Source organism: Pseudomonas fluorescens (assembly GCF_002022275.1).
Taxonomy (GTDB): domain Bacteria; phylum Pseudomonadota; class Gammaproteobacteria; order Pseudomonadales; family Pseudomonadaceae; genus Aquipseudomonas; species Aquipseudomonas fluorescens_AJ.
On record NZ_MSDF01000059.1, the window covers coordinates 40571 to 52737 of the forward strand.

A 12167-nucleotide genomic window follows, 5' to 3' on the forward strand; every position below is an offset into this window, starting at 1 on the left:
GCCTGACATGAGCGTATTGAATTTTCCGCGTATCTACGTCGGTGGCCATATGTTCTGGAACCCGCCGACCGGTAACAACAACGATATGTACCCGCTGTACGACGCGGTGAAGATGGAGATGAACTGGCGGTTTCTCAAGTACTACAACATCACGCCCGAGAATGCCGCCAGCAACCTTCTACCCTGGGCGATCACACCGCGGGTGTTGCACGAAGCCCCCGATTACGTCACGCAGGTGCCGGGCAACGTTGTGCAGAACCCGCCGATAATGATTCCCGGAGAATGGAACCTGTTTGGCGACAATGCTTGCGGCAACGTCAGCTATAACCAGACCCAATCCGTGATCACCGGCGGCGAACTCCCGGCTGGTGGCTACGTGGGTCAAGACGCCCTGATCAACCAGAGCTACAACCTGCTCGGCAACCCGTTCGGCGGCCCGGGCCCGACCCCGGCGCGCTTTGTCGACGTTAGCCCGTGGCAGAACACCTTCACGGCGTTGTACTTCGACAAACTGGTACTGGGCAGCGATCAATGCGGCCTGACACTCAAGCGCCAACACCGGATGCTGGACCGTTTTCTGAACTTCAACTGGGCCAATCTGGGTGGCCTGATTTATGTGACCACGACCTGGCAAACCTGCTTTCCGAAAGAACACCTGACGTGGGCGACCGGCAATTCAGCCTTGCTGAAAAACCTTCAGGAACAGATGGACCAACAAAACGCCCAAGGCTTGATGTTCCGGTTCTCCACCTACCTGACCTGCTACGACAAGAACGGCATTTTCAACGACTACCCGCCCATCAACACACGCTCCACGGCCCCGCTGGACATGGCCAAAGTGCAGGATATGTATCAGAAGGGCCTGACCAATGTCGGCAGTATCTTCTTTAACCCGGCCTACAGCCGTACCGTCGGTACGTTGGGCCTGTGGCTCAAGGACGAATTTCCCACTGCCCCGGCGGGACGGCGTCTGGTACCCGTCAACAACGTATCGCTTGTAAAACCGGGCGCCGCCCCCACCGACATGACGCTGGGTGTCGTCTCGGCCCAAGCCCATGGCGATACCTTGTCGCTGGATTTGGGCAACACCTTTCCGTGCTACCCGATCGACAAGACCGCGGCTATCCCGGTGGCGGAAAAATTTGATGCCGGCAACTACGAGTTGGGTGTACGCCAGGACGGGCAATTCACACCGTTGGCCAGTTTCGGCTTCGCGGACTACCAGCAGGCGGCGTTCGACAAACGCTCCGGCATCCTTGACCTGCCCCTCAGTGCCGAGGCAAAAAAACAGCTCCAAAGCGGCGCACTGGAACTGCAATGCGTGGGCACGCCCGCGGTGCAGGCCGCAACCCAGCAAATGTGGACCGCTGAAGTGGTTGAGAGCGCCAGTTTCATCGACGTGGGCGACAGCAAGACGCTGCAGATCATGGTGCAGTACGACGGCCTGCGCGCCCCGGCGGGCACGACGCTGTGGGTGGCGGAATATGGCAACGCCTACATGATGTGCACCACCGATTACTACCTGGCGTTCAGCAACCCAGCCGACTTTACGCTGTTCTTCGACGACCCCGACAACCGTGCGAATAACCATTCCAACCTGCTGCAATTCATCAATACCCCGGCATTGGCCCGCGAGGTGACCGAGGGAACTGGCCGTCGGCTGACGGCAACCCGTGCGGCCGCCCCATCCGACTCGTCGGTGCCTGTGAGCTATCTTCAGTACCTGCCCACACCGGGCTCGGTGGCCCTGAGCCCTTGCCTGACGTTCGAGAATGCCGAGCAGAGGGAAGGCACCCTGCAAGACCCGCAGAACAGCACCGTGCACTACAGCGTGGCGCAGATCCGGACCGACGCCAACGGCATCGCGTTACTCAACGTCAGGGCCACCGCGCCAGGTTTCCCGACCTTGCGTTTCTTCGTACAGCCAGGCGAACAGGCCCCCGCCATCCCCTTCAGCTTCAAGCTCGCGGAGGCTTACAACGACTTCCTCGCCCCCCTGCGCGTCCTGCCACAGGAACCACAAATGCAGCAGGATTTCGTCAATGCCTGGAACCTGATCTACCAGCGCGATGACGCGGGGCAAGTAATCTGGGAGACCTTCATCTACCCCTTCATCCTCCAGCCGTTCTATTACCTGTACCCGATCATGAGCAAGTACATGCCGCTCAATAACCTCACGCGCATCGAAGGTGCCGTCGACCAGTTGATCGTGCTGATCAGCAAGGCGTACCAGGAAGAAAGCACCCTCGCGATGCCCATCACCCGCGACATGCCGCAAAGCCGTCGCGCCGTGCTGGAGCTGTGGGCGCAGGCGCTGGTCAAGCGCAATTACCCACCCGTCCTGCTCAGCATGAGTGACTACACCTAACGCCACACACAGGACCACCGGGTGACGCCTGTCACCCGGCTTTCAAAGGAGTGTCTTATGAACGCCAGCCTCTTGAGTCGACTGCTGTTGCTGATGCTGCTTCTTAGCCCCGCCGCATTTGCTGCGGATGACAGCGGCGCCGTGTACTTCACCAACGGGGTGCACAACACCGAAGGGTGCAACGCGCAAAACGGCAATTGCATCGCCACGCGCCTGCCCGGCGAACCGTCCGATCCGTTCTTCCCCGCGCAGTGGATCAGCAACTGGACCATGTACCGGGTGATGACGAACTACGAGAAAAACCCGCCGCCTTACAGCAGCCCGCCGTCCACTTTGAAGCCGTCTGACTACACGGTGTCCAGGGGCACCAGTTACTACGACAGCACCTACATCCCGGCGGATGGCGACGGCTTCGGCGCGATGCTGGAGCACTACGAGAAATACTGCCTGCCGATCTTCCCGATCAAGAACAACAACTACAGTTGCTCGTTTGTGTCCCTGGGCAACAAGGCCTACTTCCTGACCTACCCCGAGGACCGCCCGAAAGACATGCCGGCGTGCTGCATGTTCTCGCCGATGAACCACCCGCCGCGCCAGGATTTCGTTCAGCACCTGCCTTATAGCGTTGAGCGCAGCAAAAACCTCGGTGGCAGCGTGCAGGCCTATGCGCTGGACCTGCAATCACCGTCCGGGCCGATTCTGTTCGGCTACGCGTTCAACAAACAACAGACGGGCAAACCGCCCTACCGGCTGCCGCAGTCGTTCTTCTTTTCCGGTGACACCAGCGTGGCCAACGCGCCGATTGTCAGCCAGAACTACACGAACTTTCGCATCGCCAAACCCGACCCCGCCCAGACCTGGGCGCAAGTGGCCGCCATGTGCCCGACGAACCCGCCGCAATGCCAGTTGTTTGAGCCGCCAGCGTCCCAGAGCAATGGACGCAAGGCCCAGTGGAACCAGCTCATGCCGCGCAAACCCTGACGGGTGAGGAAGGATCGCGATGAAAAATCTACTCAGTTTTTGCCTGATGGCCCTCGGGCTGATCGGCCTGTCGGTGCAAGCGCGCGAAGAGCCGCAACCGGCCACTCTGGCCACCCAATTGAACTGCCAACCGCCCAGCAGCGCACCCGCCGCCAACGCCAGCCAGGACCAGTTCGATCAATACAGCTGGCAAATGTTTATTGCCATGAACTGGCCCGCGCAGGACGGCCAGCGCGGCGCGCCCAATTGCAGCAAACAGCCGGGCGACTCCGGCTACACCGTGTGGCAAACCTACAAGACCGTCAGCGAAATCTTCCTGCCGGGGGCTGCCAACCCGGGGCCGTGGAACAGCCCGCTGAGGGCCAAAAGCCTGGGCATCATTAACATTGCCGCGCTGAAGAACAGCACGCTGGTCAACTCCATCGACCAGGCGGTCGGCGGCTGGCTGATCGACCAGGCGGGCAACCCGACCTACTACGATATTTCAGCTAACCAGGCGTCCTACAACTACATCGTCGGCAACACGTTCTACAACGCGAATGTGGTGTCCAAAGCCAACAACATCAACTTCCCCAACGGCGTGATCGAAATCAAATCCAGCTGGCGCATCCTGACGCCGCGTGACAACGCCAGCCATTACCTGACCCAGTTTGCGCGCGTGGCGCGGTTCAACAGCCAGGGCCAGAAAATTGGTGTCAGCGAGGCCTATTTAGGCCTGGTGGGGCTGCATATCATCACCAAGGTCAACGGCTACCCGCAGTGGATCTGGTCGACCTTCGAGCAAATCGAAAACGTGCCGCCCAAGGCCAAGGTCAACGGCCAGTGGGTCGACCAACCGGTGCCGGGTACGGCGTATTCCTACTTCAACGCTGCGGCCCCCGCCGCCGCGCTGAACCAGTCGCCGTGCAACTGGCGAACCCAGGGCACACAACTGGTCTGCGTACCCAAACCTGGCACTACGTTCCAGACGCCAAACCCGTTGAACCGCGTAACGCCGATTGCTGACGTCACCAACTGGGTCAACAACAACTACCGCGCCAACCCCGGCCTGCAGCGCAGCGTGATGAAGTACTACCAGCTCGTCACCACCCAACGCCCGCTGATGCCGAACAACCCGAGCAACCCGCTGGGCCAGCCGACGCCCGCCCTGTCGGCCAACGTGACGATGGAAAGCTACATCCAGCCCAACAGCAGTTGCATGAACTGCCACTCCATGGCGACGCCGGTGAAGAGCCCGTTCAAGTCGGACTTCTCCTACCTGTTCAAATTCGCCAACCCGCCTCTCGCCCCTCACGCCACGGACAAGGAATAGACCATGAGCATCCTCAATGGACCACGACTGAATTTCTGGGGCGGCATTCGCACGGACGTGAGCTTGCCGAACAACTCGCCGACCATTCCTTTCAACGGCCAGAAGAATTGGCCGCTGTTTGACCTGACCACCTCGACTCTGGCGCCGGGCGCGCAGTCCTATACCGACGACCAACTCAACAACATGATCAACGCGCCCGCCGGCAACTACTATACCGCCGGCGGCTGGAACCACTACGGGCAGCATGTGGTGGACATGCAGAACGCCTTGATCAGCTCGCAAGGCACCCCCGGCAACATCGGCACCACCGGTGACCTGATCGGCCAGCCGGTGTACCTGCTCGGCTCGGTCGACCCGGTGACCGGCCAGGGCCCGGTGTCCGGGCCGATGATGGTCGACCTCGACCCGACCTCCTCGGTGACCACGCAGATCTTTGTCGGCGGCCTGCAAATTGGCGACAACAACAATGTTCAGTTGCTGATTCGCAGCAATGCGGTGTGCAGCAGCTTTGACGTGACTGGCCGCGTACTTGACCCGCCGAAGATGGACGCACCGGGTTCGTTCCATGCCAGCGGCACGTTCCAGCTCACCTTCCCGTTGAGCAGCATCGTCAGCTGGAACAAGAACAGTGCTGGCTTGGCGTCGATCATCAACGCACCTGGCGCCACGGGGATTGTGTTGCGCTTTGTGATGTTCGAGATGTGCCCGCAGATGACCACACCGCAGTTGGATGCCGATTATGCGGCGGGAAAATACACACCCAACCCGAGCATCGGCCGGGTGATCGGCACGCTGGCCCCGGCCTTTGCCGGCGAGCCACTGAGCTGCCAGCCGGGCCGACAAATCGTCAACCTGACCACGGGCAACGCCGCCTATGCAGCGCTGGGTAACAACGGTTTGCTGAGCCTGGACATGGTGAACGTCATTCCCAAACAGACCTTCCGCACCGTGCGAGACGACATCACCAGCCCCATCGGGCCGAATGCCAATTACGGCCCGGTAACGATCGCGGCCGGCAGCACCGTGCTGACCACCCTGAACCCGACGGCCAGCCCTTTGGTCAATTACTACGTGTACGGCGGCATCGTCGATGTGCCTTTAAGCACCAGCCAACAGCAAGTCGTGCGGACCACCGCACTGGCCATCACGGGCCCAACGCCGGTGGGCGGCAAGACGCTTAACGCCATCGAATCGACCTATCGGGTGTATGCCGATCAACGCAACGTGTACCTGGAGGATTACCCCAACGGCCTGACGATCAATGTGCAGGTCCGCTACTTGGGTGGCCCGGTTCCCAATGCCACGAAAATCAGCGTGGCGGCCAGCGCACCGGGGACTTACGAGGGCAAGCCATACACTGACTTTCTCAACTTTCCGACGTCAATGACGCTGAACGCGGGCCAACAGACGCTGAGCTTTCCCGTCACGCTGAAAGCCGGCAGCGCCGCTCAGGCGGGCTTTGTCTCGCTGACCTGCACGGCCAACGGCGTGGACAACGGCGCGTTTTTCACCAACTTCCGCAAATATGCACAGACCGACTTCGGCATCGCCAAGGGCAGCATCATCACTTGGCAACAGGTGTACCCCAACGTCCTGCGTTTTCACTACCTGGCCTTCCCGGCCATGTCGCGCTACGTGCCGCTGAACCAGCCCGATGCAATCATGGCCGCGAAAAACGCCATCCTCGCGCGCACCGCAGACGCCTACAAAGGCACCACGCTGTTCATGCCGGTGGTGCGCTCGATGTCACCTGCGCAGCGTGCATTGCTGCGGGCCTACCTCACCGGCAGCCCATGGCAGCCGCCGCAATAGGAGCCAAACCCCATGACCTTGCATATTCCTGCGCAGCCCATTGAAAACCTGCGCCCGAGTACCTTGATTGCCGAAGGCCTGCTCAACCCGCGCGGCCTGTGCCTGCAAGACGATGGCAGCCTGTTGCTGGCGGAGGCCGGCTCGGGGTTGCCGGACCAGCCGTTCAGTGGCCGCATCAGCCGATTGATTTCCGACCCGGAGCGGCCCGGCGCTTACCTGCCCAGCGAAACCGTTGCCAGAGGTTTTCGCGCAATGAACATGCAGGCGCGCATGTTGCGCGATGAAATCATGGGGGTGTCGGACATTGCCTGCGGTGACGGGGTTTGCCTCGTCAGCCAGACCGATTATGTCGGTGGCTCCAAATTGCTCAATCTGCAATACAGCCCGCCGGAGCCGGTTTTTCACAGTCGCGGCAACCTGAACGCACTCTGCTTCCACCCGACGCGGCACAGTTGGCTGGCGGTCAAACCCGACACCAACCAGTTGGTGGAATTTCGCGGCGGTGAAGAGGAATGCGTGCTCGCGCAGCTCCCCGAACTGGACCAGGATCAAGAAGCCGTGCCTGTCACCCTGGTGTACGAACCCGAGACCGACGCGGTGCTGATCAGCCTGTTTTCCGGGGAGCTGCACGCTGACCCGGCGCGCAAGGGCATCGACTTTGCCGACTTTGCCGGTCAGGTGATCCGCGTTCACCCGGCCACTGCGCAGATCGAGGTGGTTATCCGCGGCCTGCAATTGCCCACCGGACTGGCGCTGTGCCCCGACGGCAACCTGCTGGTGCTGGAGCTGTGCAGCCACCTGCAGCAACCCCTGGCAGCGGACTGGAATGGCGAGCCGCTGCATGGCGGCTTCACCCGGTTCAGCGGGCGCCTGTTGCGTTGCAACCTGCACAGTGGACGGGTCGAAATACTCGCGCGCGGGCTGGATACGCCGTCCAACCTGTGCCTGGTGCCGGGGGCCGTAGTGGTGAGTGAGGGCATGGGGTTGACGGGGCGGCAGGTGCCCGCGCCCGACAACAAAGTGGTGCCGTTGAGTGGCAGATTGCGGCGGGTGGAACTGTAAAGTCGGCTGGATTCAGGCCGACAACACCGCAGCGTCCAGCAGCAAAACGCTCGCCGGCCCGGTGCGGAAAGACGGGTTGTGCCTGGCCGCTTCCACCATATGCGCCGCCACGTGATGGGCATCCAGGGCCGCTTTGGATGCCCACTTTTCGATCAGTACAAAGCTGTCCGGGTTGCCAACCACCGGATGCAAATCGTATTGCAGGCAGCCGTCTTCGGCTCGAACCTGAGGCGCCAGCCTCCCAAACGCCGCCAGCTGTTGCGGCCCTTTGCCGGGCTGGGTAGTGATAATGACGACAAGCCGAACTTCATCTGACATGAAAACCCCGTTGCACAGAATGGATGAGAGGAAAGCACACTACGTCAGCGCCTGGCCCCGATGCAAAAAACATTGTGGGCACATTAATTTCACGTGGTTTTCACAGTTGGGCGCCTAGTCTGAACTCAGCTCCTAAGTGAACACCTTTTAAGCCCGCGCCCCCATCGTGGGCTTTTCTTTGTCTGTGGTTTGGCTGTCCACTCTGTGCTCCCCCCAAGCGCTTTTGCGCAAGAGATCTTTTGGAAAGGTTTCAGGGGGGGTAACCAATCAAACGTTCAAAACGCGGGAACGAGAGTGAACGTTGAGTGCCAGACAGGCCACGCGCAGGAAGGTAAATCGAGCCCATGAAAAACCCGACGCGGCGGCCGGGTCAGTTGAGAGGCAATCCATCAGTTATCGGGATGCTCGCTGGCCACCGAATCGGCAGCGTCCACGTCCGACATATCTTCTTCAAGAGGCGCCTCGTCGTCCGGCGGCAAAGGGGCGGCGTCCTCGTCACGCTTCGGATCGTGCCCTGTCTCGTTGTCTGTGCCGCGGGTTACGGCCTGCTGTGAAATATTGCCTGGGGCATTTTCATTGATTTCCATGCTGGCACTCCGTTCTTTCGCTCGGGTTATCCGCGCTTAAACATGTGAGGCAGCGGATGGCAGCGAGTGCCAGACAGTGGACGAACGGTGAGCACAAACAAGCCCGGCACACTGCCAGGCTTGTTTGGCGCTTTGCGACCTCACTGTGAAGCCGCCTGCGCTTTCTCGATTCTGCCTTATGGCGAAGCGAGCCTTTCACCAAAGATGGAAGTCCTGTTTAAAGCTTCCCTGACTGGCAAAAGACGCAGCCTGACGTGGAATCATTATTTGGCTTGGCGAAGCACCAGCTCCGACAGACGGGTCTTAACCCGGAAGCAGAACTCACGAATTTGAAATTGATAAGCGGGCATGACCATGTAGTTTAAATCAGGACCCAATGAGTCTTTGATTTCCATGTATTTAGCAGTCTTGGCAGCAATGCCCTGGTATTCCGCCTCATATTTGTTGTAAGACACTTTGTTGTAAACCTTTAAAACATCCAGCTCTTTACGGCACTGCTCAGCGCGATTCTGATTCAAGTTTGTTTCTGATTCTGACTGAGCGGCATCTGACGAGGCAGGGTTCGAGGCATCAGCATGGGCGTTCGCAGGTGCAGCCTCATAACGCACAGTCCAGTTTTCGGGTGTCGGATGAGCGGCTTCAGGGGGGGCTTCCTGGACGACGGCAGGAGGTGGAGCCACGTTAGGTTTTTCTGGAGTTTTCGTAGCGCATCCCGAAAGGGCCAGTCCTACCACTACAACGATGCCACACATTTTATCCATCGGTTCCACCAAGAGGTCGTTACGGTTGGCTGAGTCGTTAGGTTCTGGGTAAAAAGCAATAACTCACTCAATGTTCGAGTGTAAATTTTCTACCAGCCTCAAGGTGCTCAGTCGCTCTTCCTTGAGTACGCAGATGGGCAATAGTAGTAAAAAAACAAAAAGATGACGAGGAAAAGCTCGTCAGAAAAGACACAAATTTAATTGGATAATGATTGCGGGACCACGCTGCGCATGCACCCTGATGGTCTCGCGTGCGAATCGCACAGCATTACCGGATGCCAGAAATACGAAAGCCCCGCTTTCGCGAGGTGATATAGCTCGGCCTTCTGTCGTGATAGCAGGGTGGCCACCTTGTCCCGAGCCTGAGCGGATTTTGTCGCGAGTAGACGGGCAACACTCGGGGGGATTCGAGCTATATCCGGTGTGGATTCAGCGGGTTTAAGACAGCGAGATTACTTTCGCAGATAAGCAAACATGTGCTGTACATAATCGGCTTTCCCGAGAGGTACACCGTTATTGCGCAAGATGTTGTAAGCCGTAACCAGGTGGAAGTAAAACTGTGGAGTAGCCCAGTTCACGGCGTATTCGCTGCCGGTCATATCGAACGCCATGCCATTTGGTAATTCGATAGCGATTTCGCGCTCCGCCCCTTCCTCTATCTGAGCGCGGTCCGCTGATTCAAGAACTACCAAAGTGCGTTCGATTAGCTCCTTCGCTGCCGCCATATTTTCCGGAGGGGCGAGCGAACTAACCGGCCGTAGTGTAAGTCGCTGCACCGCCTCCTGAGCTTGAGTGCAGGCGTACTGAATTTGTCGGGCCAGATCGTGCATATCAGGTGCTAGTCGAGCGCCAAGCAGAATTTGCGGGTCATAACCGCGTTCCAGAGCTGCGGTCTCACCCTTAGACAAAAGAGCCGATAACGATCGCAGCATTTGCGCGAAACACGGGATGGTAACTGAGTAAACCGACATATCTTTTCCCTAAGTAGTCATTCATAGCGGGCAGAAAGGATCAGCCTTTCTCCCGAATACCGCCTTGAATCCTAGCAGACTGTTGACCTTCCTCTGCGAACATTCCCGCAACCCCTTCCCCGTCTTTATTACGTCAGCACTCCTCCCCCGCGCCCATCGGCAACCAGCGGGAGGAATGAGTGTTTACGAATACAGGTGAACCAAATCCACGGAGCAAATTATGAGTAAAGAAATCACGTTCAACGCTGAGGGCTTCCATTGCGGCCCTGCTGGCCGAAATGCAGTAGAGATCACGGCTTATGTCGAGCCTGCTTCGGTCATCGCCTGCTTCGATATTGAAGAAATCACCGAAGACAAAACGGCTGACTCGCTTCTCATGCATATCGGTATTGAGCAAGTGCGCAAATGGCTTGAAGCTAACGAGTATTTGACCGGCCAGCGTCCAGCGGGCGTGATCATTATGCGCAGCGATGATACAGAGGGAGATTACTTCCTGGTCACGCAGGGCAAGACCGGTCTAAAGCTGCGGATCTTTATGCGCACAGAGGCGGTGGAAAACAGTCTTGGGCGGTTAATTGGGGAAATTACAGAGAGGAATGCGCACCACTCTTCGAAATACCTGCTGATCAACAAGCACGGCAAGTGGATGACGAAGGGGATGTTGCGCTTGCGCTGGGATAAAGCGCGGGAGAAGGCGCAGCAGAAAGCAATTGACCAGGGCGACCCTTTGCTCGCGGCGAAGATAGGCGGGTTTCAGTTTCGTGACATCCGGCCTAAAGCGGCCTCGGAAATCCTCGACATCGGTGATGCAAGCCTCCTGCTCGGGCACAGCAAACAGGAGATCACGAAGAGGGTCTACAGGAGGATCGGCGCGACCGCCAAGCCATCCAAATAGGAAAAATTTCGGAACCCCTGCCAGAAAGTTTCGGAACGCCTGCCGTTCGGGCCACTCTCAAGACGAAGCCTCAGAAACACAAAAGCCCCGCTTTCGCGAGGCTTTCGTTTGAATCTTGGCGGGAAACCAGGGATTCGAACCCTGGAGACGCTATTAACGTCCGCCGGTTTTCAAGACCGGTGCATTCAACCACTCTGCCAATTTCCCTTGTGCATCACAGGATTATAGTAGCCCATCCTGTCTCAGCGGGCGCCATAATACCCGAATGAAACACACTGTCAAACTCTCGCCATGGCTTGTTACAGAGCGTCTGTTATGATCTTTGCGACTGAACGTTTCAAAACTGAAGGAGTGTCGCCATGCGCGAACAGAATTACGCAGTGAATGGTAACGCGCAGGCTGAGCAGCTTGAAGTCAGCCGCGTGTTGCGCAATACCTATGGCTTGCTCGCCCTGACCCTCGCATTCAGCGGCGTGATGGCGTTCATGGCTCAGCAGATGCACGTGCGCTACCCGAATATCTTTGTGGTGCTGATCGGCTTCTACGGTCTGTTCTTCCTGACCAACAAGCTGCGTGACTCGGCGTGGGGCCTGGTGTCGGCGTTCGCCTTGACCGGTTTCATGGGCTTTATCCTCGGCCCTATCCTCAACCGTTACCTCGGCATGGCCGGTGGCGCGGAAGTGGTCAGCTCGGCATTCGCCATGACGGCGTTGGTGTTTGGTGGTCTGTCGGCCTACGTGCTGATTACCCGCAAGGACATGAGCTTCCTGGGCGGCTTCATCACCGCAGGTTTCTTCGTGTTGCTGGGCGCTGTGGTTGCCAGCATGTTCTTCCAGATCAGCGGCCTGCAGTTGGCGATCAGCGCCGGTTTCGTGCTGTTTTCCTCCGTGTGCATCCTGTTCCAGACCAGCGCCATCATCCACGGCGGTGAGCGTAACTACATCATGGCGACCATCAGCCTGTATGTATCGATCTACAACCTGTTCATCAGTCTGTTGCAGATCTTCGGCATCATGAGCCGTGATGACTGATCTCTAGCGGCATAAAAAATGCCCCGTATCGAAAGATGCGGGGCATTTTTATTGGCTGACGTTTAGTAC

Annotated in this window: 11 protein-coding genes and 1 tRNA gene; 7 read left to right on the top strand and 5 right to left on the bottom strand. The window is 58.5% G+C overall.

Annotated elements, in window-relative coordinates:
• Positions 1-7: 7 nt before the first annotated feature.
• From BFW87_RS29515 to BFW87_RS29535, 5 genes are read left to right on the top strand one after another with little or no spacing between them, the layout of a single operon-like run.
• Complete coding sequence (locus tag BFW87_RS29515) at positions 8-2368, top strand: hypothetical protein (protein WP_078743248.1); 2361 nt, start codon at positions 8-10, stop codon at positions 2366-2368.
• Positions 2369-2425: 57 nt separating this feature from the next.
• On the top strand, positions 2426-3349 hold the full coding sequence (locus BFW87_RS29520) for a hypothetical protein (protein ID WP_078743249.1): 924 nt from the start codon (positions 2426-2428) through the stop codon (positions 3347-3349).
• Positions 3350-3368: 19 nt separating this feature from the next.
• A complete protein-coding gene (locus BFW87_RS29525) occupies positions 3369-4661 on the top strand; it encodes a hypothetical protein (protein WP_078743250.1) in 1293 nt (430 codons plus the stop codon).
• 3 nt (positions 4662-4664) lie between these two features.
• Positions 4665-6473, top strand: coding sequence for a hypothetical protein (locus BFW87_RS29530; RefSeq protein ID WP_078743251.1), 1809 nt, complete (start codon positions 4665-4667; stop codon positions 6471-6473).
• Positions 6474-6485: 12 nt separating this feature from the next.
• Positions 6486-7535, top strand: coding sequence for a hypothetical protein (locus BFW87_RS29535; RefSeq protein WP_078743252.1), 1050 nt, complete (start codon positions 6486-6488; stop codon positions 7533-7535).
• 12 nt (positions 7536-7547) lie between these two features.
• On the opposite strand, the gene BFW87_RS29540 is transcribed toward BFW87_RS29535, so the two are convergent.
• The 4 genes from BFW87_RS29540 to BFW87_RS29555 form a co-directional block, all read right to left on the bottom strand.
• Complete coding sequence (locus tag BFW87_RS29540) at positions 7548-7853, bottom strand: putative quinol monooxygenase (RefSeq protein ID WP_078743253.1); 306 nt, start codon at positions 7851-7853, stop codon at positions 7548-7550.
• Between the two features lie 389 nt (positions 7854-8242).
• Positions 8243-8440, bottom strand: a complete 198-nt coding sequence (locus tag BFW87_RS29545; RefSeq protein WP_078743254.1) for a hypothetical protein — start codon at positions 8438-8440, stop codon at positions 8243-8245.
• A gap of 263 nt (positions 8441-8703) precedes the next feature.
• Entirely contained in the window at positions 8704-9210 is a 507-nt protein-coding gene (locus tag BFW87_RS32420) for a hypothetical protein (protein ID WP_254865973.1), read from the bottom strand.
• Between the two features lie 443 nt (positions 9211-9653).
• Positions 9654-10172 carry a DUF1993 domain-containing protein gene (locus BFW87_RS29555; RefSeq protein WP_078743255.1) on the bottom strand — a complete coding sequence of 173 codons (519 nt, stop codon included), beginning with the start codon at positions 10170-10172 and terminating at the stop codon, positions 9654-9656.
• A gap of 220 nt (positions 10173-10392) precedes the next feature.
• Here BFW87_RS29555 and BFW87_RS29560 point away from each other — a divergent pair, with 220 nt between their 5' ends.
• Positions 10393-11067: a tyrosine-type recombinase/integrase gene (locus tag BFW87_RS29560; protein WP_368483952.1), complete on the top strand. Its 675-nt coding sequence runs from the start codon at positions 10393-10395 to the stop codon at positions 11065-11067.
• Positions 11068-11183: 116 nt separating this feature from the next.
• Here BFW87_RS29560 and BFW87_RS29565 read toward each other — a convergent pair.
• A tRNA-Ser gene (locus BFW87_RS29565) sits at positions 11184-11274 on the bottom strand.
• 152 nt (positions 11275-11426) lie between these two features.
• On the opposite strand from BFW87_RS29565, the gene BFW87_RS29570 reads away from it, so the two are divergent.
• Positions 11427-12098 carry a Bax inhibitor-1/YccA family protein gene (locus BFW87_RS29570; protein ID WP_078743256.1) on the top strand — a complete coding sequence of 224 codons (672 nt, stop codon included), beginning with the start codon at positions 11427-11429 and terminating at the stop codon, positions 12096-12098.
• The last annotated feature ends 69 nt before the right edge of the window (positions 12099-12167 follow it).